General features: G+C 65.4%; 27 protein-coding genes, 4 tRNA genes and 1 riboswitch. Of the genes, 6 read left to right on the top strand and 25 right to left on the bottom strand.

Annotation, left to right across the window (positions count from 1 at the left end; genetic code table 11):
* Position 1: 1 nt before the first annotated feature.
* The 10 genes from AAFP35_RS10205 to AAFP35_RS10160 form a co-directional block, all read right to left on the bottom strand.
* The gene (locus AAFP35_RS10205) at positions 2–292 is read right to left on the bottom strand and encodes a hypothetical protein (RefSeq protein ID WP_419221446.1); all 291 of its coding nucleotides are present in this window, start codon (positions 290–292) and stop codon (positions 2–4) included.
* Entirely contained in the window at positions 289–1,200 is a 912-nt protein-coding gene (locus AAFP35_RS10200) for a nitrilase-related carbon-nitrogen hydrolase (protein WP_419221445.1), read from the bottom strand. The genes AAFP35_RS10205 and AAFP35_RS10200 overlap by 4 nt, the downstream gene beginning before the upstream one ends.
* The gene (locus AAFP35_RS10195; protein ID WP_419221444.1) at positions 1,197–2,333 is read right to left on the bottom strand and encodes a protocatechuate 3,4-dioxygenase; all 1,137 of its coding nucleotides are present in this window, start codon (positions 2,331–2,333) and stop codon (positions 1,197–1,199) included. The genes AAFP35_RS10200 and AAFP35_RS10195 overlap by 4 nt, the downstream gene beginning before the upstream one ends.
* Positions 2,334–2,369: 36 nt before the next feature.
* The gene (locus AAFP35_RS10190; RefSeq protein ID WP_419221443.1) at positions 2,370–3,383 is read right to left on the bottom strand and encodes a hypothetical protein; all 1,014 of its coding nucleotides are present in this window, start codon (positions 3,381–3,383) and stop codon (positions 2,370–2,372) included.
* Between the two features lie 93 nt (positions 3,384–3,476).
* Entirely contained in the window at positions 3,477–4,250 is a 774-nt protein-coding gene (locus tag AAFP35_RS10185) for an SDR family oxidoreductase (RefSeq protein ID WP_419221442.1), read from the bottom strand.
* A gap of 75 nt (positions 4,251–4,325) precedes the next feature.
* Positions 4,326–4,517, bottom strand: a complete 192-nt coding sequence (locus AAFP35_RS10180; RefSeq protein WP_419221441.1) for a ferredoxin — start codon at positions 4,515–4,517, stop codon at positions 4,326–4,328.
* A complete protein-coding gene (locus AAFP35_RS10175) occupies positions 4,514–5,785 on the bottom strand; it encodes an NADH-ubiquinone oxidoreductase-F iron-sulfur binding region domain-containing protein (protein WP_419221440.1) in 1,272 nt (423 codons plus the stop codon). The genes AAFP35_RS10180 and AAFP35_RS10175 overlap by 4 nt, the downstream gene beginning before the upstream one ends.
* A complete protein-coding gene (locus AAFP35_RS10170; RefSeq protein ID WP_419221439.1) occupies positions 5,782–6,456 on the bottom strand; it encodes an isochorismatase family protein in 675 nt (224 codons plus the stop codon). Before AAFP35_RS10170 ends, AAFP35_RS10175 begins: the two co-directional genes overlap by 4 nt.
* Complete coding sequence (locus AAFP35_RS10165; RefSeq protein ID WP_419221438.1) at positions 6,453–7,844, bottom strand: aromatic ring-hydroxylating oxygenase subunit alpha; 1,392 nt, start codon at positions 7,842–7,844, stop codon at positions 6,453–6,455. The genes AAFP35_RS10170 and AAFP35_RS10165 overlap by 4 nt, the downstream gene beginning before the upstream one ends.
* A gap of 28 nt (positions 7,845–7,872) precedes the next feature.
* Complete coding sequence (locus AAFP35_RS10160) at positions 7,873–8,424, bottom strand: aromatic-ring-hydroxylating dioxygenase subunit beta (protein WP_419221437.1); 552 nt, start codon at positions 8,422–8,424, stop codon at positions 7,873–7,875.
* 461 nt (positions 8,425–8,885) lie between these two features.
* Positions 8,886–8,980, top strand: a riboswitch (TPP riboswitch).
* Positions 8,981–9,000: 20 nt separating this feature from the next.
* Between AAFP35_RS10160 and AAFP35_RS10155 the strand changes: the two genes are divergently transcribed.
* On the top strand, positions 9,001–9,762 hold the full coding sequence (locus AAFP35_RS10155; protein ID WP_419221571.1) for a 3-oxoacyl-ACP reductase: 762 nt from the start codon (positions 9,001–9,003) through the stop codon (positions 9,760–9,762).
* A gap of 51 nt (positions 9,763–9,813) precedes the next feature.
* Here AAFP35_RS10155 and AAFP35_RS10150 read toward each other — a convergent pair whose 3' ends face one another.
* The 5 genes from AAFP35_RS10150 to AAFP35_RS10130 all read right to left on the bottom strand — a co-directional run bounded on the left by AAFP35_RS10150 (position 9,814) and on the right by AAFP35_RS10130 (position 13,967).
* The gene (locus AAFP35_RS10150) at positions 9,814–10,560 is read right to left on the bottom strand and encodes a succinate dehydrogenase/fumarate reductase iron-sulfur subunit (RefSeq protein WP_419221436.1); all 747 of its coding nucleotides are present in this window, start codon (positions 10,558–10,560) and stop codon (positions 9,814–9,816) included.
* Between the two features lies 1 nt (position 10,561).
* Positions 10,562–12,490, bottom strand: coding sequence for a fumarate reductase/succinate dehydrogenase flavoprotein subunit (locus AAFP35_RS10145; protein WP_419221435.1), 1,929 nt, complete (start codon positions 12,488–12,490; stop codon positions 10,562–10,564).
* A gap of 64 nt (positions 12,491–12,554) precedes the next feature.
* Complete coding sequence (locus AAFP35_RS10140; RefSeq protein WP_419221434.1) at positions 12,555–13,379, bottom strand: hypothetical protein; 825 nt, start codon at positions 13,377–13,379, stop codon at positions 12,555–12,557.
* Positions 13,376–13,669, bottom strand: coding sequence for a hypothetical protein (locus AAFP35_RS10135; RefSeq protein ID WP_419221570.1), 294 nt, complete (start codon positions 13,667–13,669; stop codon positions 13,376–13,378). Before AAFP35_RS10135 ends, AAFP35_RS10140 begins: the two co-directional genes overlap by 4 nt.
* A gap of 223 nt (positions 13,670–13,892) precedes the next feature.
* A tRNA-Val gene (locus AAFP35_RS10130) sits at positions 13,893–13,967 on the bottom strand.
* A gap of 210 nt (positions 13,968–14,177) precedes the next feature.
* Here AAFP35_RS10130 and AAFP35_RS10125 point away from each other — a divergent pair.
* The 4 genes from AAFP35_RS10125 (at position 14,178) to AAFP35_RS10110 (ending at position 14,960) form a co-directional block, all read left to right on the top strand.
* Positions 14,178–14,250, top strand: a tRNA-Gly gene (locus AAFP35_RS10125).
* Between the two features lie 22 nt (positions 14,251–14,272).
* Positions 14,273–14,346: transfer RNA gene (locus tag AAFP35_RS10120), tRNA-Cys, on the top strand.
* Positions 14,347–14,368: 22 nt separating this feature from the next.
* A tRNA-Val gene (locus tag AAFP35_RS10115) sits at positions 14,369–14,443 on the top strand.
* Between the two features lie 112 nt (positions 14,444–14,555).
* A complete protein-coding gene (locus AAFP35_RS10110) occupies positions 14,556–14,960 on the top strand; it encodes a hypothetical protein (RefSeq protein WP_419221433.1) in 405 nt (134 codons plus the stop codon).
* 70 nt (positions 14,961–15,030) lie between these two features.
* Here AAFP35_RS10110 and AAFP35_RS10105 read toward each other — a convergent pair whose 3' ends face one another.
* From AAFP35_RS10105 to AAFP35_RS10075, 7 genes are all read right to left on the bottom strand, one after another.
* Complete coding sequence (locus tag AAFP35_RS10105; RefSeq protein WP_419221432.1) at positions 15,031–15,339, bottom strand: hypothetical protein; 309 nt, start codon at positions 15,337–15,339, stop codon at positions 15,031–15,033.
* Complete coding sequence (locus AAFP35_RS10100; protein WP_419221431.1) at positions 15,336–15,650, bottom strand: hypothetical protein; 315 nt, start codon at positions 15,648–15,650, stop codon at positions 15,336–15,338. The genes AAFP35_RS10105 and AAFP35_RS10100 overlap by 4 nt, the downstream gene beginning before the upstream one ends.
* Positions 15,647–16,486, bottom strand: coding sequence for a phage major capsid protein (locus AAFP35_RS10095; protein WP_419221430.1), 840 nt, complete (start codon positions 16,484–16,486; stop codon positions 15,647–15,649). Before AAFP35_RS10095 ends, AAFP35_RS10100 begins: the two co-directional genes overlap by 4 nt.
* Before the next feature lie 308 nt (positions 16,487–16,794).
* Positions 16,795–17,232, bottom strand: a complete 438-nt coding sequence (locus AAFP35_RS10090; RefSeq protein WP_419221429.1) for a hypothetical protein — start codon at positions 17,230–17,232, stop codon at positions 16,795–16,797.
* Positions 17,229–17,759 (bottom strand): hypothetical protein, encoded by a 531-nt coding sequence (locus AAFP35_RS10085; RefSeq protein WP_419221428.1) that lies wholly within the window; start codon positions 17,757–17,759, stop codon positions 17,229–17,231. Before AAFP35_RS10085 ends, AAFP35_RS10090 begins: the two co-directional genes overlap by 4 nt.
* Positions 17,756–19,105 (bottom strand): phage portal protein, encoded by a 1,350-nt coding sequence (locus tag AAFP35_RS10080; RefSeq protein ID WP_419221427.1) that lies wholly within the window; start codon positions 19,103–19,105, stop codon positions 17,756–17,758. The genes AAFP35_RS10085 and AAFP35_RS10080 overlap by 4 nt, the downstream gene beginning before the upstream one ends.
* Positions 19,102–20,553 (bottom strand): terminase large subunit domain-containing protein, encoded by a 1,452-nt coding sequence (locus tag AAFP35_RS10075; protein ID WP_419221426.1) that lies wholly within the window; start codon positions 20,551–20,553, stop codon positions 19,102–19,104. Before AAFP35_RS10075 ends, AAFP35_RS10080 begins: the two co-directional genes overlap by 4 nt.
* Before the next feature lie 14 nt (positions 20,554–20,567).
* On the opposite strand from AAFP35_RS10075, the gene AAFP35_RS10070 reads away from it, so the two are divergent.
* On the top strand, positions 20,568–20,759 hold the full coding sequence (locus AAFP35_RS10070; protein ID WP_419221425.1) for a hypothetical protein: 192 nt from the start codon (positions 20,568–20,570) through the stop codon (positions 20,757–20,759).
* Between the two features lie 413 nt (positions 20,760–21,172).
* Here AAFP35_RS10070 and AAFP35_RS10065 read toward each other — a convergent pair whose 3' ends face one another.
* The 3 genes from AAFP35_RS10065 to AAFP35_RS10055 are packed head-to-tail and all read right to left on the bottom strand — an operon-like array spanning position 21,173 to position 21,904.
* Complete coding sequence (locus AAFP35_RS10065) at positions 21,173–21,433, bottom strand: hypothetical protein (RefSeq protein WP_419221424.1); 261 nt, start codon at positions 21,431–21,433, stop codon at positions 21,173–21,175.
* A complete protein-coding gene (locus AAFP35_RS10060) occupies positions 21,420–21,584 on the bottom strand; it encodes a hypothetical protein (protein WP_419221423.1) in 165 nt (54 codons plus the stop codon). Before AAFP35_RS10060 ends, AAFP35_RS10065 begins: the two co-directional genes overlap by 14 nt.
* The gene (locus AAFP35_RS10055) at positions 21,581–21,904 is read right to left on the bottom strand and encodes a hypothetical protein (RefSeq protein ID WP_419221422.1); all 324 of its coding nucleotides are present in this window, start codon (positions 21,902–21,904) and stop codon (positions 21,581–21,583) included. The genes AAFP35_RS10060 and AAFP35_RS10055 overlap by 4 nt, the downstream gene beginning before the upstream one ends.
* Positions 21,905–21,965 lie beyond the last annotated feature (61 nt).

Raw genomic sequence — 21,965 nt, 5'->3', positions numbered from 1 at the left:
GTCAATCGTCCGCCGAACCGAGTTGGCGCGCGATCAGGTGGGTGAAGAAGTCGGCCTCCTGCATGGCGACCACCTCCAACGCCATCGGATCGAGCAGCACCCGCCGCTCGGTGCGCGGGATGAACAGTTCGAGCCGTTCCCCGTTGCGGGTGTACACCTTCCGGAACCGCACCCCGGTGAACTCGTTGCCGATCCCCGACCACGGGTCCGCGTCCACGACACCGGGCGGCAGATCCTCGGACGCTGACGGGTCTGCGCTCGGCGGTGCGGCGGAATGCGATGCGGCGGTCATGACTGGTGCTCCCCTCTCGAGGTCCCGACGATTGCCGGCTCCGGCCGGCCCACGGTCACCACTGTCGGTGCCGCGCCGTAGATCTCGGCATCGCGTCGACCCGCCAGAACCGGGAGGGTGCCGCGCACCCTCGCCACCGTGTCGAGGTCGAGTTCGACGACGGTCACCGCCTCCGGGCTCTCCCCGAGGTCGGCGAGTACCTCGCCCCAGGGTCCGACGGCCAGCGCGTGACCATAGGTGGCGAACGCATCCTGGTAATCCGGTGTCGGCGAATGCACTGTCGCCGGGGCGATCACATAGGCGAGGTTCTCGATCGCACGGGCGCGCAACAGGGTGTGCCAGTGCGCCTCCCCGGTGGAACGCACGAACGCCGCAGGCACCAGAAGCACCTCGGCACCGGCGGCCGCCAGTGCCCGCGACACCTCTGGGAACCGGACGTCGTAGCAGATCGTCATGCCGATGCGCACACCGTCGACGTCGAGGAGAACCAGCTCGGTGCCCGGTTTCTCCACCGTGGACGCCTCGAACGACTGGCCCCCGATATTCGCATCGAAGAGGTGCAATTTGTCGTACCGACCGGCCACCGCGCCCGTCGCGTCAATGATGAGCGCCGAGTTGAACACTCCGTCGTCGGTGCGGTTCTTCATCCCGCCGAGGACAACCGTGACCCCACACCGGGCAGCCGCGTCACGCAGTCGCCGGACCTGCTCACCGTCGACTCCGGTTGCCGCCTCCCGCATCTCGGTGTTGGTACCGAGCATCAGCCCGTTCTCCGGGAGAACGACGACGGTCGCGCCGTCGGCGGCGGCACGTTCGATGCAGCGCACCGCCACCGCCACGTTGGCTGCCACATCGGTGGTTGCGTGCCACTGCGTGAGACCGATCCGCAAGGTCCGCCCCGCCGTCACGACGACGCCACCTGCGCGGTGGCGGCCGGCGTCCGGCGTCGGGCGTCGTCGAGATCCATGGTGACCGCGGTCCAGCCGCCACCGGATGCCTCCATCGGCTCGTAGCAGTGCACCTTGCCGTGGACGGCGGGCCCGGCGACGCCGAGCATGATCATCCAGTTCATGATCTCGTACTGACCGTGCTCGAGCAGTGGGAAGGGCTCCAGCGAACACATGTCCAGACCGCGCCCGGCCTGCAGCAGTTCGAGGATGTACGTGTCGAACTCGGTGTCGACGCCGCCGAAGTGGCCGGGGTCGAGCCAGTGCGAGAGGCCGCCGGTGGCGAGGAAGGCCACCTTGAGTCCCGACTCGGCGATGACCGTTCGCATCGCCTCGCCGAAGCGTTGTGCGTTGAACGGCGAGAACGTACGCGCTGGTTGGGTGATGACCGGGATGACCGGTAGATCCGGCCGCGGCAGCACCAACCGCAGCGGAACGATCAGGCCGTGGTCGAGCTCCACCACCGGCGCGGCCTCCACCTCCTGGCCGGCGGCACGAACCGCGTCGGCCAGCGCATTCGCGAACTGCGGGGCGCCGGTCAGTTCCAGGTCGAGGTCGGGCCGCTTGAAGAATTCCATCGAACCCTTGTGGTGCTCACCGACGCCGAGCACGAAGTGTCCCGTCTCGAAGCTCTGGAAGTGGCAGTCGGCCGACACCAGAACCACGTCTGGCTCGGCTGCGGCGAGGTCGCGGGCCAGCGCCTCGTATCCCGCCAGCAATCTCGCCACCGCATCCTCGGGATCGATCTCCGGGCGCGCCAACAGATCCGGGACATGCGAACAACCGCCCGCGAAGACGAGGTTGTCCGGTACATCCGGAGCCGGCAGCGGTATCGAGTCGTCCACGACGAATGCGCCTGCACTTGATGCATCCCCAAGATCGTCGTTGAACCAGCGGCTGACCAGAATGGTCATACCGTCGTTGAGGCCGATGGCCCGCAACCGGTCACGGTTGCCGGTGAGGATCGTCTCGGCCCATTCTCGGTCCACTCCGAGCAGTTCCGGCGCCCGCTCGGGCGCATTCTTCACGGTTGCGAGCAGTTCTGCGTCCCGCGCCATCGCGAGGATCGCGTTCTCGATCGAGCTCTTGTCCATTCTGGTCACCCCTGGGTTGTCCTCGGCTCGCACCGCTTATTCGACGACGAGCTTTCCGTCACGGACCACTGCGACGCCGTCGATCTCGACGGTGCAGCCGCGCATCGGCACGTCCAGATGTGCCGGGGTCTCGCGATCGGCGAAGCGGTTCGAACCGGTCGACCACATGAAGTTGCCTGCGGTGGAACGCAGTTCCTGGCCGTAGAGGCTGCGCGGGTCGTAGACGTCGAAGGCCGACCAGCGGGCCCGCTCCAGCAAACCCCAGCCCATGTGGCTCAGTGCCCACACCTCGCTGTCTTCCCAGGCCTCGAAGTAGTCGTTGAGCACATGCGCGTCGGTGCCCTTGCCCGACACCGCGGTGATGAAGCCCTTCTCCACCTCGATGGTCACGGTGTCCTGCACGTAACGCTGCCACGGGATCAGCGCATCGCCGGGTTGCAGCACGATGGTCCCCTCCGCGGTTCGGTCGTTCGGGAAGCAGGCGACGAACCCCGACGGCCAGTGGTCCCAGCGGCCCGGCTCGTCGACGTAGCCCCACTGGTGGGTGATCGGCAGGTCCTCGCCGGAGATGTCGGCGGTCAGATCCATACCGGCGCCGTTGGTCACGTGCAGCACCGAGCCCTTGCGCAGCTTGCTGCCGCCCGACTCGACCTGTCCACGCAGGTCCGCGTTGCCGGCCAGGCGTTCGAGCACGTCATTCGGCTCGGCGACGAACAGCATCCGCTTGCCGTTGCCGGTGATGCGGGTGCGGACGTCGGAGTGGATGAGCCCGCCGACGGTCACGTCGACGACGAAATCGCATTCACCCGCGGCGGCGAGCAGCGGGGCGATCTCCCGACCGTCGGCCGCGTACGGGGGCAGATTCGGATTGGACAGGCTCGACGCGTGCAGGACCAGCGCACCGGCACCGAGCTGGCGGGCTGCGGCGACCGCGGCCGCGACGTACTCGTCCTTCTGTCCCAGTTCGGCGATGATGCCGACGGTTTCGTCGGCGGTCACCTTGCACAGTGTGAACTGCTCGACGAAGTTCTCGGTCAGTGTTCTTGGCATGTGTGCATTACTCCTTGTTCACTTCGTTGTGTTGGTGCGCTGTTCTGTTGGCGCGGTGATGGTGGCGCAGTCGAAGTCGTTTGTGTCGCAGCCTCAGTGGGCGGCGCGCACGGCTCCGCCGTCGGCGACCAGTGCCGATCCGGTGACAAAGGACGCCCGCTCCGAGGCGAGAAAAGCGACGGCATCGGCGATTTCGGAGGCCTCCGCCCACCGGCCCATGGGGATGTCGGTGACGACCTTCTCGATCTCCTGCTCGACGGTGGTGCCGTTGTTGCGCGACTTCATCTCGACGATCCCCTGCATCCGGTCCGTTCCGGTCGCTCCGGTCAGCAGTTGGTTCACCCGCACCCCGGAAGCGGCGAGTTCGCCGGCCAGCGACTTCACGAATGCGGAGGCCGCCGAGCGATATGACGTCGACAACACGCCCCCTGCTGCAGGCTGTCGGACCCAGGTCGAGGACAGCAGCACGATGGACCCGCTCCCCTGCCGACGCATCTGGCGGCCGGCAGCGGTGCCCAGCTGGATCACCGGGCGCAACAGCAGATCATGTGCCGCCTGCCATTCCGTCCAGGTCAGGTCGAGCGCCGGTTTGATCACCGGTCCCGGTGTGTTGAGGATCGCGACATCGAGACTTCCGTGCATCTCGACGACGGAGGCGACCAGCGCTGCTGTCGCTTCGGTGTCGCTGAGGTCGGCCTCGAACGGCACGATGCGCCCGTCGCCGAGGTCTTCGACGTCTGTGCCGACCGTGCGCGCCGCCGCCACCACCGTCATACCTTCGAGCGCAAGCCGTTCGGCGGTCGCGCGACCGATGCCGCGGGAGGCCGCGGTGACGAGTGCGACGCCCTTCTCGAGTCCGAGATACATGTGTTCACTCCTGGTTTCGTGTGGGCCTGCGTGGTGATTCGTGAGTACGTGTGCGGGGAGTTCGGCGGGCGGGCATCAGATCTCGCGGATGGCCTGCTCGGCACACAGCGAGATCGCCCGCCTCGCCTTGTCGAGGTCGGCATCGGGAACCGTGCCGTCGCCGTCGGCGGCGGCATAGCCCCATTCGTCGGATCGGAACACCGACGGGCAGACGTCGAAACACGTGCCGTATCCGTCGCATCTCGTCGCATCGACGGTGACCTTCATCGCGGGCCTCCTTCGGAATCGTGGTTGTGTTGCGCGCGGCGCTCGAGTTCGGCACCCACCGTCCGCGCGAGTGTCGCTGCGCCGTCGACGAATCCGCAGGCACCACGGCCGGAGATGTCGCCGCCCCAGCGCAGCAGATTCTGCCGATGCGCGGTGGGGTCGTCGCCGCGCACGACTTGGCGTACCGCGCGCGCGATGGCATTGGTGGAGCTGACGCACACCCCGCACTGCGCAGCCGATTCCTGCCGGAACCAGTCGGCGAGCTCGGCGGCGATGTCGAGGACGTCGTCGTCGGGGCCGAGCACGGTGACCGCCGCGCAGCCCAATCCGGTACCTGCCGCGCGCATCGCCTCGTAGCAGCAGGTCATGTCGGTGTGGTCGCCGTGCAGGATGCCGCCGAACCACCCGCCGACCATCAGTCCGGTGCTGCCGGGTCCGCCACCCGCCGCGGCGATGAGTTCGGCGACGGTCGCGCCCAGCGACATCTCGTAGACGCCGGGCGTCTCGACCGCCCCGGTGATCGTGAAGAGTGCGGTGCCCTTCGATGTGGCGCTGCCGACCGAGGCAAATGCATCGGCCCCGTGCACCGCTGTCCACGCCGCATGCGCGAGCGACTCCACGTTGCTTATCAACGTCGGGAGTCCTCGGACCCCGGCCTGATATGGACGTGGTGGTTTGCTCAACGGCTTGGCCGGTCCGCCGTTGATGGACCGGCACACCGCAGACTCCTCGCCCGCCACGTAGGTGTGCTCGGCGACATGCGTACGCACCGTGAGCCCCTGCGGGATCAGGTCTGCAGCGGCGAGGTCACCGATCGCACGGTCCACGACCGCCGCCACCGCCGTATCCGACAGATAGACGATGGCCTCCTCGGCCTCGACCGCCCGGGCCGCGAGCAGTAGCCCGTCGAGGACGAGGTGCGGGCGGCGGGTCAGCAGCCAGCGATCCTTCGATGACGCGGGCTCACCCTCGTGTCCGTTGGCCACCACGACCTTGGGACCCGGTGCGGCTGCGACGCTCACCCATTTGCGGTGCGCCGGGAAGCCGGCACCGCCGCGGCCCCGCAGACCGGACCGTTCGAGTTCGTCGATGATGGTGGGTCCATCGTGCGACCTCGCGAAAAAGCCAAGTGCCCGTTCGGACTCCAGACCCCACGTCGGACCCTCCACACCCGGCACCACGAGGCGGGCCGGTGAGCCTGCAACAACCTGGGCCGGTACCTCTGGCGCCGGTGCCCGATGCAGTGCCGAGGCGATGGCGAGTGTCATGACAACCCCCTGACGAGTGACCGCTTCTTGATGAGTGACCGCTTCTTGATGAGTGACAGGGCTTGATCGAGCGAGATGACGTCGCCGTACTTGGCGTCGATGTCGAGCAGTGCGCCCTCGTGCGGTCCGGATTCGCGGTCCCCGACACACTCACGCACCACGAAGGTCGGTAGATCGGCAGCACACGCGTCGACCACCGTCGCGCGTACACATCCGGAGGTCGTGGCCCCGACGACGATGAGCGTGTCCACACCTGCCGCCTCGAGTTGTGTGCACAGATCCGTGTGGGCGAACGCCGAAGCCGTCTGCTTGACCACCAGTGGTTCGTCGTCGCGCATGCCGAGTCGTTCGTCGATCGCGACGCTCCGGTCGCCGTCGCGCAGGCAGTTCATGGCGGGCATCTTGGTCAGCCAGGTGCCGCCGATGCCGTCGCCCTCGGCCGGGAAGGCAATCATGGTGAACCACAACGGAACTCCCGCCGCGCGGGCTGCATCGATCAGCGTGTTGGTGTGGGCGACGACGTCGTCGAGATCGAACCCGGGCTGATATCCACTCTCGGTGAAGCCGTACTGCAGGTCCACCACGACGATGCCGGGACGTGCGCCGGGTGTCAGCCTGCCCAACAGACCACCGGCCGCATATCGCTCACGGATCCCGTTCGCCGCGCTCAAAACTCGAACTCCGGCCACTGTCCGGGCTCGGCCCGCATCATGTCGGCATAGAACTGGTAGAGGTTGCGCTGGACGCCCTCCTCGTAGCGGGTCCAGAAGACCTTGCCCGGGCCCGGCCAGTCGGCGACCGGGGTGGCCATGCCGATCCCGGGCATGCCCATCTCGTAGTTCAGTTCGAAGTCCAGCAGTTCACCGGCCACCGACGAACCGGTGCGTGTGACGGTCAACCATGGTTCGGTGTCGTCCATCTCGAAAGATCCACCGAGAGAGAAGGTTCCGAGCGCCGCGTGATAAGCACGCTCCTTCTGATCCGGGGTCATGTTCTTGTAGCCGAGAAACCAGTTCCAGATCTCGATCTGTCCGGGCCCCTTGGGCTGCCAAGTGCGGATCGTCAGGATGCCGGTCGGTGCGTGGTGGGCGCCGTCCTCGGTCATCGGGAGGGCGAGCATGGAGAAGTTGGGGAACACGTTGCCCACGAACACTCGTGACCGCCGCGCCACCTCCAACTGTTCGGGCGAGATGTTGATGCTGTCGAAGTGTTCGGCCAACGTCTCCGGGAATCCGAAGAAGTTGGGGCCCGGCTCGTCGGCGTACTCGGCCATCGAAAACGAGAGAGAATGACCCGGAGACGCCTGGATGTGATAGCCCATCATGTTCTCGCTGAACGGAACCGGGAATGCCCCGATGCTCCACACCGACTTGTGCAGGGTGCCCAGGTGGTAGTCGTCGCCGGAGAAGTTGTCCGCACCGGACTTCCAATTGGCGTCGACGACGAAACGCTGCGGCTTGCCGAGGACCTCCACACCGTCACGGTCGAGTCCGAACACCAGGTCGAGGTACCAGGCCATCCCGCCGAGGTACTCGCGCAGCGGCGGAGCGGTGGGATCGAGCGTCGCGAAGATCAGACCGTGGAACGATTCCACCTGCGCGGCCCGGGCGAGGCCGTTGCGTTCTTTGCCCATGTTGCCGAAGGCGTTCTTCCACAACGGCGCGCCGACGAGTGACCCGTCCGAGGAGTACGTCCACCCGTGGTACGGGCAGCGGAAGTGCGAAGAATTCCCGGAGTCGGCCCGACAGATCTGCACGCCGCGATGCCGGCAGGCGTCGAAAAGGACGTTGATGCCACCTCTTTCGTCGCGCGTGACGACAAAGTTGTCCTCACCGATCTTGCGGACGACGTAATCGCCGTTGGCCTCGATCTCGGATTCGTGTGCCATGTACACCCACGCACGGCCGAAGACGCGGCGGAGTTCGGCCTGGTAGACGGCGGGGTTCCCGAAGATCTGCGACGGGATGCGGCCGTCGGCCAGACCGTCGTCGATGCGGTCCATGAGGTCACGGACCTTGGGATCGAGTGTCGAGGATTCCTGTGAGATAGGAGGATTCATGCGGGCTGCACTCCTGGAGGGAAGGGATCTAGAAGAAGAGGGAGAAGTTGTGGGTACCGATGACGGTCAGATCCAGATAGGCGACGCGTCTCAGCAGCCGCCACCGTCCGTCTTCGCGCCGCAGCACGTCGTGCCGCTCACCGGAGAGCAGCTGAGGTGTGGTCTGCTCCTGACGGGTGCGGAAGATGAGGATGTTGCTGCGCACCTCGAGGTGGTCGTCGCCGGCCTCGTGCGGACGCACACGGATGTTGGTCACGAAATGCCGTACCCGTGACGGCGGGTCCTCGGCCCAGGCGTACTTCGTCTCTCCCCTGGTGACCCGGGAATCGAGCGACCCCCAGGTCTCGTCGAGGTGAAACGTGGTGGCCGAGAACCCGCGTCCGCGTGCCCGTTCCACGGTTTCCCGGACCGGCACCTGGTAGACGATGTCGGGGCTGACCAGTTCGGACAACCATCGACGCTCCTCGAGATCGTCGAGCAGTTCCGCCTCGGAGTGGAGAAAGTCCACCGCATCCACGTATCGGCTGTCGTCGACCCGCAGGGCCCGCGGCGCCACCACCGTCTCGCTTCCGTACGCCATTCACTGCCTCCAAAACTGGATACACTTTTGTATTCAGTGAGTATGCACACACCGCCCGACGGACGCAATGGGTAGAAGCAACATTTACGTCCGGGAAACATTCGATGGACGTCTCCGTCCATCCCGGCTACACCAATGACACGAAACACCCACGGACACAGCAGTTATCTGCTTGGATCCGCCCTGGCATGCGGCATGCCCCGAGCGATGCCGGGCTCCCCACCAGCGCCGCACATCAGTACGGGTGCTAACGGGCCGCGAACACCGCCGGTCTGACGGCCCGGACCCGTTCCGACCGGGCCACAACGGGCGCCCGAACACTCGGTGGTTCAGATTTCAGCGGTTGAGCACGTCAGTGCTTGAGGTCGTCGGCGGTGTGGAGCTCTCGATCACCCACGCGGCTCGGCCAGAGAAGTGGGCCACGCGAGGGCTTGCATCTGCGGGGCCGATGGGGTCAGATGACGTCTGACTCGGGGTGCCGGATCGGCCGGCTGAGATCACACCCGTAGAACCTGCTCCAGCTAGCACTGGCGAAGGGATGGTCAGTCCATGTCTGTCACACATCGCATTTCCGAGATGCCCCTGTCCGAACAAGTCGTGCTGGTGACCGGCGGCGGTCGAGGACTCGGCTCTGCCATCGCCGTAGCGGTCGCAGCCCAGGGCGCCAGGGTGATCATCAATTACCGCCACAGCACCGACTCCGCACACAGGCTCGCCGAGGAACTCGGCGATCGTGCCATCGCACTGGGCGCCGACGTCACCGATCCGACCGCGGTCGCCACGATGTTCGTCGACGCCGCCGACCATTTCGGCGCACCGGTCACCGCGGTCGTCAACAACGCGCTGCCCGACTACTCGTTCAACGGCGACGCGCGTTCGGATGCCGACTCTCTCACCTGGGCCGAGGTCGACGCACAGCTGCGCGGAATCGTGGGCGGGGCGCTCACGGTCACGCAGGCCGCGTTGCCGGGTATGCGCGCTGCGGGCGGTGGCCGGGTGATCAACATCGGCACCAACCTCGTCCAGAATCCGGTGGTCCCGTATCACGACTACACCGCTGCGAAGTCAGCATTGCTCGCGCTCACGCGAACCCTCTCCCACGACCTCGGACCCGACGGGATCACCGTCAACATGGTCTCGGGTGGACTGCTGCGCACGACCGACGCCAGCGCCGCCACACCCGCTGACGTGTTCGATGCGATTGCCGCAGCGACTCCACTACGGTCGGTCACCACACCGGCCGAGTTCGCCGATGCAGTGCTGTTCTTCTTGTCTCCGTGGTCACGTGCGGTGACCGGACAGAATCTCATCGTGGACGGCGGGCTGGTCAAGAACTGACGGGCGCGCAGCACCCGAGCACCAACGGTCCCTTACCGATGTCGTCGCGACTCACCGGCGAAACAGCTTGTTGCCCAACCACACCAGCGGGTCGTAGCGGCGGTCCACCACCCGCTCCTTCATCGGGATCAGCGCGTTGTCGGTGATCTTGATGTGCTCTGGACATACCTCGGTGCAGCACTTCGTGATGTTGCACAACCCGAGGCCGTGCTCGGACTGGGCGGCATCGCGGCGCTCGGCGACGTCCAAGGGGTGCATGTCGAGCTCAGCGACCCGCATCAGGAACCGAGGTCCGGCGAAGTTCTGTTTGTTCTCCTCGTGATCACGCACCACATGGCACGTGTCCTGGCACAGAAAACACTCGATGCATTTGCGGAACTCCTGCGACCGCTCCACATCGACCTGTTTCATCCGATACTCCCCCGGCTTCAGGCCTTCGGGAGGTGTGAACGACTGGACCTCGCGAGCCTTTGTGTAGTTGAAGGAGACATCGGTGACCAGGTCGCGGATCACCGGGAACGTCCGCATCGGGGTCACCGTGACGACCTCGTCCTCGGCGAAGGTGGACATCCGGGTCATGCACAGCAGTCGCGGTCGGCCGTTGATCTCCGCCGAGCAGGACCCACATTTGCCGGCCTTACAGTTCCAGCGCACCGCCAAGTCCGGGGTCTGCGTCGCTTGGAGACGATGGAGGACGTCGAGGACCACCTCGCCGTCGTTGGCGAGCACCGTGTAGTCCTCGAGGCCACCTTCCGTGTGGTTCCCACGCCACACCCGGAACGTCGCGTCGTAGCCCATGTCAGCTCTCCTTCGTACCTCCGGCGTCGGGATGACCGGCGATTTCTTGTGCGGTGTAATACTTTTCGATCTCGCCGAAGTCGAACAGCGCAAGCAGGTCAGCGCGCATCGGGGTCTGCGCCTCCACCGCAACGGTGACGGCGGGGACCGGCGAGTCGCCGTCGACGTCTGCCGTGCAGACCAACAGAGTGTTGCGCCAGTCGGGATCCATCGCGGGGTGGTCGTCTCGGGTATGACCGCCACGACTCTCCGTGCGCTGAAGCGCCGCCATCGCAACACATTCGCAGACCAGCAGCATGTTGCGGAGGTCGACAGCGAGGTGCCATCCGGGGTTGAACTGCCGGTGCCCCTCGACCTGCATGTTCCCCAGCCTGGAGCGCATCTCGGCGAGCTTCGCGATCGCTTCCTCCATCTCGGACTCTTTCCGGATGATGCCGACCAGGTCGTTCATCGACTGCTGCAGCTCGGTATGGAGGGTGTACGGATTCTCGGCCTGCCCGTCGGCGACCGGGTCGAACGGTGCAAGCGCGACAGTGGCCGCGCGATCGATGTCGGACTGGGCGACCGTCGGCCGCCTGTCCAGCGACTCGATATAGGACGCCGCGCCGAGCCCGGCCCGCCGCCCGAACACCAACAGATCCGACAGCGAGTTTCCGCCCAGCCGATTGGAACCGTGCATCCCGCCGGAGCATTCGCCGGCCGCGAACAGGCCAGGCACACGCGAAGCACCGGTATCCGGGTCCACCTCGATGCCTCCCATCACGTAGTGGCAGGTGGGCCCCACTTCCATCGGCTCGGCTGTGATGTCGACATCGGCCAGTTCCTTGAACTGGTGATGCATCGACGGCAGCCGGCGAATGATCTCCTCTGCCGACATCCGAGACGCGATGTCGAGGTAGACGCCTCCGTGTTCGGTGCCGCGGCCCGCCTTGACCTCGTCATTGATCGCCCGGGCAACCTCGTCCCGCGGCAACAGGTCGGGGGTGCGGCGGGCACTGTCGTTGTCCGCGAGCCACTTGTCGGCCTCGTCTTCTGATTCGGCGTACTGGCCCTTGAACACCGGCGGAATGTAGTCGAACATGAAGCGCTTTCCGTCGGTGTTCTTCAGTACCCCGCCATCTCCCCGAACACCTTCGGTCACCAGAATCCCTTTGACACTCGGCGGCCACACCATGCCAGTCGGATGGAACTGAATGAACTCCATGTTGATCAGGCTCGCGCCGGCGCGCAGTGCCAGCGCGTGTCCGTCGCCGGTGTACTCCCAGGAGTTCGACGTCACCTTGAACGACTTGCCGATGCCACCCGTCGCAACCACCACTGCGGGCGCCTCGAAGACGACGAAGCGACCCGACTCACGCCAGTAGCCAAAAGCCCCCGAAATCACGTCCCCGTCTTTGAGTAACTCGGTGATGGTGCATTCGGCGAACACCTTGATCCGTGATTCGTAGTCGCCGGTGGCGGCGTGATCTTCCTGCTGCAGCGAGACGATCTTCTGCTGCATCGTCCGAATCAGCTCCAAGCCCGTTCGGTCGCCGACGTGGGCCAGCCTCGGGTATGTGTGGCCACCGAAGTTACGCTGCGCTATTCGCCCGTCTTCCGTTCGATCGAACAGCGCACCATATGTCTCCAATTCCCACACCCGGTCCGGCGCCTCCTGGGCGTGCAGTTCGGCCATGCGCCAGTTGTTGAGAAACTTTCCTCCGCGCATGGTGTCTTTGAAGTGCACCTGCCAATTGTCTTTCGAATTGGCATTTCCCATCGACGCCGCACAACCACCCTCGGCCATCACGGTGTGCGCCTTACCGAACAGCGACTTGCACACCACGGCAACCGAATAGCCCTTCTCACGGGCTTCGATGACCGCCCGCAGACCGGCGCCACCCGCACCTATCACGACGACATCGTATTTGTGGCGTTCCGGCTCGGTCATGACGCTCCCCCTGATTCACACGTCGCGTACTGAACGACAATCGACTCGGCGATGGCTGCCCGCATCAGCCCACAAACCGCAGATCGGAAATCGTGTCACTGGCCACCAACATGATGTAGAAATCGGTCAGCAGCAAAGTGCCGAGCGTGATCCACGCGAACTGCATGTGACGCGTATTGAGTGCGGAGACGTAGGTCCAGATCCGGTATCGGATCGGATGAGCCGAAAAGTGCTTCAAACGACCACCGGTGACATGCCGGCACGAATGACACGACACCGTATATGTCCAGAGCAGAACGACATTGACGACCAGGATCACGTTGCCCAGGCCGAATCCGAAACCACCATCCTTGCCATGGAATGCGGTAATCGCGTCGTAGGTGTTGATCACCGAGACAACGACGGCCACATAAAAGAAGTATCGATGCGAATTCTGAATGATCAGCGGTAGACGCGTCTCACCGGAATAGCGGGAATGAGGCTCGGCCACTGCGCAGGCCGGCGGCGCGAGCCAGAACGACCGGTAGTAGGCCTTGCGATAGTAATAGCAGGTCAGGCGAAACCCCAGAAGGAAGGGAAGGACCACAAACCCGAGTGGTATCCACATCGGCAGTTCGGGGAATGGGGTCCCGAAGTGACTGGAACCCGGCGCACACGATTCACTCAGGCATGGCGAGTAGAACGGCGTCAGATAGTGGTAGTCGGCCACCCAGTAGGCGCTGCGGACGAACGACCGAATCGTTGCGTAAACGACAAAGATCGCCAGCCCGAGAAAAGTCAAGAGTGGCGACAACCACCATCTGTCGACCCGAAGGGTACGGGCGGCGATGCGCGCCCGTCCGGGAGAGAAAACCCCGACAGCATCCCGCTCACGCGCGGGGGCGCTCACTTCGTTCGCTCACGCGAATGAAAGCCCAGCCCTTCGTCTTGCGCACCGAGCCACGCCAACTCGTCTGACTTGCTATCGGGCACGTAGACGATGTCTTCTCGGCCCGCCTTCGCGTGCACGAGCGGCGGTGGCGCCTGTTCGAAATCGTGCACGTCGATATCGAGCCGATCGAGATCGTTGGTCATGCGGCGAACGGCATCAGCATCCCCATACTGCGTCTTGAGGGTGGCGATGTGATGTCGCAGCACGCCGATGCTGCGGTGGAGTTCCTTCATCTCGGCCGTCGTCATCATGGCCCTACCTCCAGATATCTGTGACATATAACACAGTACTGGCGTGGGTTCCTCAGTCAACGACTTTCACCGAACGGGTCGTGTTCACCGCGTCGGACGGTGCACTGCGCAAATCGGCCGCGGAGCATCGACAACAGGATGACCTGGCAGGCCCACTCGGACGTCGAATCCGACGTGCTGCACCCTTGGCCGCCCGGCGACCTCGAAGCGGGCAAAAAAATGGTGGTCCCGGCTGGGATCGAACCAGCGACCTCCCCGGTGTGAACGGGACGCTCTTCCACTGAGCCACGGGACCGCGCGAGGCGCTTGCGGCGCCTGTGCACGAGGTAGAAGATTACACACAGATGCCTCGCTTACCCAAATCGGCATGTCGTCGCGGCGCCGATGAACTACAAGCGTGTAATCAGGGCCCCTGACCAGGCGATTTGGTGTTGGTTGTTCAGGTCAGATAATGTTCTGCATCGCGTCGAGAGCACAAAAGATCCACAAGATCGCTCCCGACCACGCGGATGTAGCGCAGCTGGTAGCGCATCACCTTGCCAAGGTGAGGGTCGCGGGTTCGAATCCCGTCATCCGCTCGAGGCGAGTCCTCTCGCATCTGGTGGTGTGGCCGAGTGGTGAGGCAACGGCCTGCAAAGCCGTGCACACGGGTTCGATTCCCGTCGCCACCTCCAAAGCACTCCGAACTCAATACTCGCGCGATTAGCTCAGCGGGAGAGCGCTTCCCTGACACGGAAGAGGTCACTGGTTCAATCCCAGTATCGCGCACCAAAGAAATAGCAGGTCAGGCCCCCTTTCGAGGGGGCCTTTCTTGTTGCCGTGCAGAATACGTGCAGAATGCGGTCAGGTCGTGCCGTCCAGATTCCGCACGAAAGGCACCACCATGACCACCAGCCGATTCGTTGTTTCCTGTGTTCACGCCGATGCCAACGGCGATGCCAGCCGGTGCGAGTGCCGCCACCGCCGGTGCCCTGTCTTCCGGTGGTGTGCAATGACCGGCCAGCACGAGGACCACAGTCACGTCGAGAGTGTGCAGGCAACTATGAGCACGAGCGGTGACCGCGTCGAGGGCACCGTGGTGGCCGTCGACACCGCTTACTGGCCGGGCCGCGACGACGTGCCGCTCATCGGCATCAGCGTCGATTCAGCAGACGGGTCAGCGTTCGGCAACCTGTGCCTGCGTGAGGCGTACGAACTGCAGGCGATGCTCGCGAGGGCGATCGAGACTGTCGAGCCGTTGTGGGAGGCCAACCCTGCAGCGGAGAGGCGCTACGCGCGCGAACTCTGACAGACGGCGAACGACCCCGGTCCCTCCCTCGCAGATCAGGGGCCGGGGTCGTTCTGTGTCCTGGTAACCCTCAGGACACGTCGAGGGTGACCAGCTCGACCGTGCGCGCACCGACGTGGTCGCTGGTCGCGATCACGGGTCGGATGGTGCCGTCGGGCAAGGTCACGTTGTCGCCGAGGCCGGGCAGGGTCTCGGCTGGCTGTAGGTAGATGGTGGCAGAGGATACGATCTCGGCGCCGTTGCCGTCACGTACGACCTTGTTGCCGAACTGCACACGCGCCGGCACGGTCACCGGGTCGCCGTAGATGATGCCGAGCGAGTTGCGGCCCAGGATCGGCCGGTAGGTGAGTGTCTGCGGCAGCAGACGTTTCGGGATCACCGGGCACGCCTGCGATAGCGGTTGAGGATGGCCAGCTCGGGTAGCGTCCAGCCGTCGACGACCTGGCGCTGCACCTCGTAGTCGCCGATCTTTTCCGATCGCAGGTTCTCGGGGTTGGCGGCCAGGCGAGCCGTCGAGGTGAGGATGACGGTGTCGAGGTCGGCCGCCGGCTGGTCGCCGGAGAATCCGCGGCCACGCGTGTAGCCGCGCACCTGGGCGGTGACAATGGGTAGCGCCTGGCCGGCCACGGCGACGAGGTCGGTGTCGTCACCGCGGCCGAGCAGGGCAGCTACATCGCCGGCAGATGTCACGGGGTTGCGTCCGTGAGCACGACGACCCCCTCAGGGTGCAGCAGGCCAAGGTCGTAGCGGGTGACCACGCGCAGGCCCACCATGTCGAACTCGGCGTAGCGCTCGGTGAGCACGGTGACGCTCGGGTCGACGTCGCGGGCGACGGCGATCTGATTCATGTCGACCAGGATCGCCTTGCCTTCGGCGAGCTTGTTGGTGACGGTCACCGGGATACCGAACAGCGTGTACGTGGCGTCCGCGGTGAGGTCAGCCTGGAGGATGTATTTGCCGGAGGTGTCCTTGATCTTGCGCAGGGCTATGAAGTCCTGCGAGTTGAGGAACCATCGGTTGGGGGTGACCTCTTCGGCATGGCACAACGCGATGGCGTCGAGCAGGCTGTCAGGGTCGGTGACGTCGAGGGTGCCGGTTTGCACGCCGGTCTGCGCGGTGATGCCGGTGATGGCGTTGGCTGTACCGGCGCCGGACAGCAGTGCCGAGTCGAGTGCGTTGGCGACGTCGGTCACCAACCGGGTTTTGAGGACGGCGTCGACACCGAGGACCGACTGCCGGACCAACTCGTTGGTGTACTTGAGGATGATCTTGAGGCTGGTGCGTTCGGTCGGCATGAGCGTGACCTCGTCGAAGTCGACGTCACCGGTGTCGGGGATCTGTGCACCTTCGGCAACGAATCCGACGGTGGCGCCGGACACGAGGCGCGGGATGCGCAGCACGCCGGCGGTGTCGAAGATCTGCGGGCCGGCGGCGAGGACGACCGAGGCGGCCTCGAGGGGCTGCACGAGCAGCTGAGAGACCTGCGATTGCAGCAGTTCCGGGTTGGCGGTGGTGGTTTCGGCCATGAGGGGCTCCTACGTGAGATGAATGGATTCACGTCGAGCGCCCGGCTCGCAACGTCTACAGGCAGGCATCTGGCCTGCACCCATGATGACAGGATGCAGGCCAGATGACAACGGTTGTCGATTACTTCGAGGGGAGCCAGCGCCGTAGCTCCTCGGCTACTGCCAACGTTGCCTGAACCTGGGCCATCGCCAGTAGTTCCTTCTTGCGGTCGTCGTCGATATTGCCTTTCGCTACCGCATTGCACGCGTCGGTTGCATTCTTCGCGTAGTTGTTCGCGTGGAGCGACATTAAGGGGCCTCCCGATAGGTCAGGCTCGGCCTCGCATGATGCCGAGCAGGTCGACACCGGTGTTGGTGCCGGATTCACCTTGCCCGACGGCACCGACAACTCGCCGCGCTTTCAGATGCGGCTTACGGGCCACCAGGTCGTCGATCGCCGCGGTCAGCTTGTCGGGGTCGTCGAGGTGCTCGGCGTCGAATGCCATGTCGGTCGGGTCGGCGAGCTTGCCGGTGGCGCGGACGAGTTCGGTGTGCAGGCGCTGGGCGAGGCCGTCGGCGGCCTTGGCGCGGTTGCGGTAGTCGGCGTTCTCCTTGCGCAGGTCCTCGACGTAGGCGCGGGGGAACGTGTCGGGCTCGCTGCCCTGGGTTGTGTCGTCGATGGTCTCGACAGGCTCGGTTTCGGTGGTCACGGCGGCCTCAACGACCTCGGTCTCGTTCTCGGTGATGTCGGCGGTGGTGTCGGTCATGGCTTCTCGCTTTCGATGATGGGTTTCTGGCTGCAGCCGCAGCCCTTGTGTCGGTACATGTCGGCAGACGCGGGCAGGGTGTCGCCGGCCAGGTCGTGGCAGAGTTCGCAGGCGCCGGTGTTGAGCTTGCGCGTCCACCTTTCGACGCCTTGCCGGCGCATCGCGGTGCCGTAGCTGCGTTGGGCGGTCTCGAGTACCGCGTCGCGGATATTGATCGTCAGCTTGGCCGGCGGCTCAAAGTCGTCGAACGCTTCGCGGATCGCCTGGGCGGCACGCTGTTCGGCGCCATGATCCGGCAGCAGCCCCACCGGCGTGCGGACACGGCCGGTGGCGGCGGTGAGCGCCCCGGCGAGCGCAAGGTCTGCCAGGCTGACCGCTCGGCTCTCACCCTGGGCGAGGATGCCGATGGCCATGGCAACGAACTCGTCCGCGGTGATCTCACCGGATGTGTACCGGCCATAGAGCGCCTGCACACGCTCGTCGGTCGAGGCGGCCAGCGCCGCCATGGTGTCGGTGTAGCCGGTCACGGTACGAGTGCGGTCAGGTCGGTGCCGGCGTTGTCGAGGGCCTCGATGCGTCGGGCCGCGCGGATCTCGACGATTTCGGTGTCGGTGTAGCCAAGGCGTTTCAATGCGTAGTCGGCGGGCAGCAGGCCGGCGGCGTAGAGCTTGGTGATGGCGTCGGCTTCCTGGGCGATGCTGCGGGTGCTCGGGTCGGCCCACTGCACGCGAGCCTCGACGTCGGCCGGGTCGATATTGTCGCGCACGGCGATGATCAGTCGGGCCACCTGTTCCCACGAGCGGCCGAACAGGGCTTGTTTGCTTTCGGCGCGCGCGGTCAGTGCCGCCTCGGCGGCCCGCATCGCATCTGCGCTGGCCGGGTTCGCCGCGGTGATGCCGACATAGTGGGCTGGTAGAGCCGAGACAGCCATGATCTGCTCGAGCAGCACTTTGACCGCGGTCTCGTATCCGGCCAGCCCCGACGCGTCGAGCTGACCGAACTTGGCCTCGGCCGCTTCCGACAGCATCATGCGGTTGCCCTCGGGGTACGGGTTGACCTCCTCGGTGACCGGTTCGCCGTCGTCGTCGAGGACCGGGTTGCCCTCGTCGTCGAGGACAGGTTCGTCGACGAGCTCGACACCGGTCGCCCACCGTCGAGGCCGGGCGAAGTATTCGGAGCCGACCATCATGTCGGCGAGGATCTTGTTCAGTGCGTCGACCAGCGGCACGAGGTCGTCGATCTCGCTGGTGCCGTGGCGTCGGTGTGGATGGGGGTCGATGATGCGGTCCGTGTTGGCCAGCCGGACCACCGGCACCACGCCGAGCGGATTGTCGAGTACCTCGACGGTGGCGAATCCGGCGGTGGTTGCGCCGGTGTTGTTGGCGCGCAGTCGGGTGATTTTGTCGGCCTCGAAAACCGTTGCCTCGGTGGTGGTGTCGGTGGTCCACCGTTTGCACGCCGCGACGAGTTGGCGGGTGCCGGGATCACGTACTACCGACATCTGATGAGCCGACTCGACACTGACCTGCGGGCGGCCGACGGCGTCGGCCCACACCACAACGTAGGACGAGCCGAGTAGCAGGGCTTCGCGGTGCGCGACGGGGGCCAGTTGGTCGAGGTCGTTGCGCAGCCAGTCCGGCCACACCGCGACGCCGTCGAATCCGGTGACTCGCAGACGCTCGGCGATCGACGTCACAGCCAGCCGGCACAGGTTCGAGGCTATGCGACCGAACCTGTCTCCCAACGCAATACGAGCCTCGGGCGCCAGGAATGCGAGCGGCTGCTCACCGCGGTAGTAGCGGTCCAGCGACGCGTAGCGGGCGGCAGGTTCGTCGATGCGTTGCAGCAGAGTGGTGTGCAGATCGTTGGTCATTTGAAGGATCTCGCTTTCTTGCGGGGCTTGTTGGTGTGGAATGCGGCCCGGTCGAGGGCCACAATCGCCGCGACGGCGGCGTCGATCTTGTTCTTGCTGCCCTTCTTGTCTTTGCTCACCAGGTCGCCCATCGGGGTGGCCTTGGCGACGCAGTTGCCGAGGTGGGAGGCGAGGCGTTCGTCGCCGTCATGGCTGACTGTCTTGTCGACGACCGCCTGATAGAGCCGGTCGGTGGCCGGTGCCATCCGAGATGCGTTCGCGGTGTTCCACTCGAGGACGCGACGCTCACCATGGCGCTGCGCCCACGTCTCGAGTTCGGAACGCCAACCCCACGGGTCGGCCGCCAACTCGATCACGTCGAACCGGTCGAAAGCCCGGCCGATAGTGGCGTCGACCTCACCGCGTGGCACACGCCAGCGAGGATCGCCGGGGTTCTCCCACACCTCGACGGCGAACAGGTGCGGATCGGCGCCCACGGTGCAGCCGACCAGCGCGGTCGAGTCACCCGACGCCGAACCGTCGAACGCCAGGACGACACGCTCACGTTTGCCGATCGTGCGACCCAGATCGACCAGCGGCTCCCACGCTCCCCACGGCAGCCACCGGTCGACCTGGCCGACCCACTGGCCGAGTCGAAGCTGACGAAACACCGGCTCGCGCAACGTGCGACGCGCCGCGGCCATGCCGTCCTCGGCGAGGAACAACCCCATCGCCGGGTTGGCGATACGCCAGGCATCGCGGTCGTCGATGTCGCAGCCCTCGGGAGCGGCGAACTCGCGCAGAAAGAATGCCGGATCGTCGCCGGCTCGGCCGTGCTGCACCAGCCGCCACATCACCGACTCGATGCTGGTGGCCGGCGTCGAGATCGCCAGCGTCGTCGACACCGGCCGCTTACCGACCATCGAGGTGACGGCCTCCCACACTTCCTCGGTCACCACGTGAAGCTCGTCGACGATCAACAGCGTCGGGTCCCAACCATGTAGGGCCGCAGGATCGGCCGGCAACGGCTGCAGCAGGCCCCCATTGTGTGGCGTCTGCAGCTTGTCGGCGTAGATGTGGCAGCGTTCGGCCAGCGCCGGAACCATCTCGATCATGCGACGGGCCACACGCAGCGTGATGTTCGCCTGCCGTTGGTCACTGGCCACCACGAGCACCTCGGGTGACTCGCCACCGACGAACAACTCGGCCACACCGACCATCGCGGCCAAACCCGTCTTGCCGTTGGCCCTCGCGATGGACACGAGCGCCTGACGGATACCGTCGCCGAATGCGCCGTCGATGATCTCGCGCTGAAAGCTGGGCAGGCGCACCGGATCACCGGCACCCACGCCCTTCGGGATCACGAGGTAGTCCTCGATGAACCGGACGATACGTGCAGACCTGTCAGCCGGATAGTCGCTCAGGTCGAGGGGTTCGACGTCGAGCATCCCCTTGGGGCCGGCCTTCATGAGAGACTCCGTCCATGGCTGACTTCATTCGAACGAGCACGGACCAGGGCACCGAATTCTCTGTTCGACCTACGGGCGACAGTGCGCGTACGTATCGGATGCCCGAACACAGTTGGGCACTGCGGGAGGGCAGCATTCTCGAGGTGTACAACGGCGCCAACCTGGTCACCGTCTACGCAGGGTCCTGGACTCTCGAATTGCGCTGATCTCACGATGTGAGACGCAGATTTCGACTCCCCCCAGTCGGGTCGATCCCCCCGCGTGTGGGGGCTTCCCCCTGGGGCTGAGGGCGACGTGGACGGTCTGGCGCGGCCTCGGCGTGCATTGCATGCCCGGCAGACGACGTCGATGTCACACAGGCGCACAGGCTTTCCGGCGTTGTAGCGTGCCCACGCCTGCGGCGTGTGGTCGGCGGTGAGGTCGTCGCGCGCTCCGCAGTCCGAGCAGAACGGCTGCGCTGCACGTGCCCGCTGGGACAGCTTGCGCCACGCGGTGCCGTAGCCGCGTGCCCTGGTGGGCGCCTTCACTTCCGGTGCGCGGGTGGCGGCACGGTAGATGACGGTGTGCTCGTCGCACCTGGTGTGCTCGGAAGGCTCACCGCAGTCGACGCATGGCCGCATCACAGGGCGTCGTCCACGTTGGTGGCGGCCATGTGGCGCAGCCAGCCGGGTAGGTCATCGGGGATGTGGTGGTGCTGTCGGCAGTCGTTGGCGAACGCGAGCGTGATGGAACATCCGGCGAGCCACATGTCGGCGCGTTCGTCGTCGTCGAGGCCGACGATGAATGTGTGTGCGTCGCAGGCTTTGCCGTCGGCGACGAGCGCACACACGGCGAGGTAGTGGTTGATGCTGTCGCGGTGGTCAAGGTCAGGCGTGGTCATCGGTGGTCATCTCCTTGATGGCGTGGTGGTAGTGGTCGAGCACGGCTTGCAGGTAGCGCAGTTGGGCGTCGTTGTAGTGGCCGTTGCGCACGAGCGTGGCCAGCGCGTAGACGCGTTTGGTGACGCGCTGCTGGCGTGAGCGCCCGCTCATCGCTGCGCCTGGCGGGTGTACTTGGTGCCGGTGTGCGTGCAATAGGACAGCCACGCTTCCTCGTCACGAGGGCCGTTGTGGTTGTCGGGTGCCGATCCGTCATGGACTGTCCAGACTTCGGCGCGGCCATCGTGGAACCTCACGCACCTGGTGGTGACCGTCTTGGATTCGCCGTCGATCAGAATCAACGGGTGCATGTCGTAGTCGTCGTAGGCCACCCAGGCGTGAACGGGGTAGTACTCGCGACGGGTCTCGTTCTCGTTGGTGAGCGCACACATGACATAGGCGGGGCGTATGGCGGGGGCGATGCCGTTGCTCATCGTCGATCTCCTTCGGTGAATGCTGTGAGAAACGCAGGTCGATCTGACTGACGGCCAGCGT

Source organism: Gordonia sp. CPCC 206044 (assembly GCF_048537895.1).
Taxonomy (GTDB): Bacteria; Actinomycetota; Actinomycetes; order Mycobacteriales; family Mycobacteriaceae; genus Gordonia.
The sequence above is the reverse complement of the archived record's forward strand: the minus strand, read 5'-3'. Positions and strand labels throughout refer to the sequence as shown.

Bases quoted from the DNA above. Each gene is read 5' to 3' on its own strand.
- AAFP35_RS10205 (WP_419221446.1), bottom strand. From the start codon at position 292: ATGACCGCCGCATCGCATTCCGCCGCACCGCCGAGCGCAGACCCGTCA.
- AAFP35_RS10195 (WP_419221444.1), bottom strand. From the start codon at position 2,333: ATGGACAAGAGCTCGATCGAGAACGCGATCCTCGCGATGGCGCGGGAC.
- AAFP35_RS10190 (WP_419221443.1), bottom strand. From the start codon at position 3,383: ATGCCAAGAACACTGACCGAGAACTTCGTCGAGCAGTTCACACTGTGC.
- AAFP35_RS10185 (WP_419221442.1), bottom strand. From the start codon at position 4,250: ATGTATCTCGGACTCGAGAAGGGCGTCGCACTCGTCACCGCGGCCTCC.
- AAFP35_RS10180 (WP_419221441.1), bottom strand. From the start codon at position 4,517: ATGAAGGTCACCGTCGATGCGACGAGATGCGACGGATACGGCACGTGT.
- AAFP35_RS10175 (WP_419221440.1), bottom strand. From the start codon at position 5,785: ATGACACTCGCCATCGCCTCGGCACTGCATCGGGCACCGGCGCCAGAG.
- AAFP35_RS10165 (WP_419221438.1), bottom strand. From the start codon at position 7,844: ATGAATCCTCCTATCTCACAGGAATCCTCGACACTCGATCCCAAGGTC.
- AAFP35_RS10160 (WP_419221437.1), bottom strand. From the start codon at position 8,424: ATGGCGTACGGAAGCGAGACGGTGGTGGCGCCGCGGGCCCTGCGGGTC.
- AAFP35_RS10155 (WP_419221571.1), top strand. From the start codon at position 9,001: ATGCCCCTGTCCGAACAAGTCGTGCTGGTGACCGGCGGCGGTCGAGGA.
- AAFP35_RS10150 (WP_419221436.1), bottom strand. From the start codon at position 10,560: ATGGGCTACGACGCGACGTTCCGGGTGTGGCGTGGGAACCACACGGAA.
- AAFP35_RS10145 (WP_419221435.1), bottom strand. From the start codon at position 12,490: ATGACCGAGCCGGAACGCCACAAATACGATGTCGTCGTGATAGGTGCG.
- AAFP35_RS10135 (WP_419221570.1), bottom strand. From the start codon at position 13,669: ATGACGACGGCCGAGATGAAGGAACTCCACCGCAGCATCGGCGTGCTG.
- AAFP35_RS10110 (WP_419221433.1), top strand. From the start codon at position 14,556: ATGACCACCAGCCGATTCGTTGTTTCCTGTGTTCACGCCGATGCCAAC.
- AAFP35_RS10095 (WP_419221430.1), bottom strand. From the start codon at position 16,486: ATGGCCGAAACCACCACCGCCAACCCGGAACTGCTGCAATCGCAGGTC.
- AAFP35_RS10090 (WP_419221429.1), bottom strand. From the start codon at position 17,232: ATGACCGACACCACCGCCGACATCACCGAGAACGAGACCGAGGTCGTT.
- AAFP35_RS10080 (WP_419221427.1), bottom strand. From the start codon at position 19,105: ATGACCAACGATCTGCACACCACTCTGCTGCAACGCATCGACGAACCT.
- AAFP35_RS10075 (WP_419221426.1), bottom strand. From the start codon at position 20,553: ATGAAGGCCGGCCCCAAGGGGATGCTCGACGTCGAACCCCTCGACCTG.
- AAFP35_RS10070 (WP_419221425.1), top strand. From the start codon at position 20,568: ATGGCTGACTTCATTCGAACGAGCACGGACCAGGGCACCGAATTCTCT.
- AAFP35_RS10065 (WP_419221424.1), bottom strand. From the start codon at position 21,433: ATGACCACGCCTGACCTTGACCACCGCGACAGCATCAACCACTACCTC.
- AAFP35_RS10060 (WP_419221423.1), bottom strand. From the start codon at position 21,584: ATGAGCGGGCGCTCACGCCAGCAGCGCGTCACCAAACGCGTCTACGCG.
- AAFP35_RS10055 (WP_419221422.1), bottom strand. From the start codon at position 21,904: ATGAGCAACGGCATCGCCCCCGCCATACGCCCCGCCTATGTCATGTGT.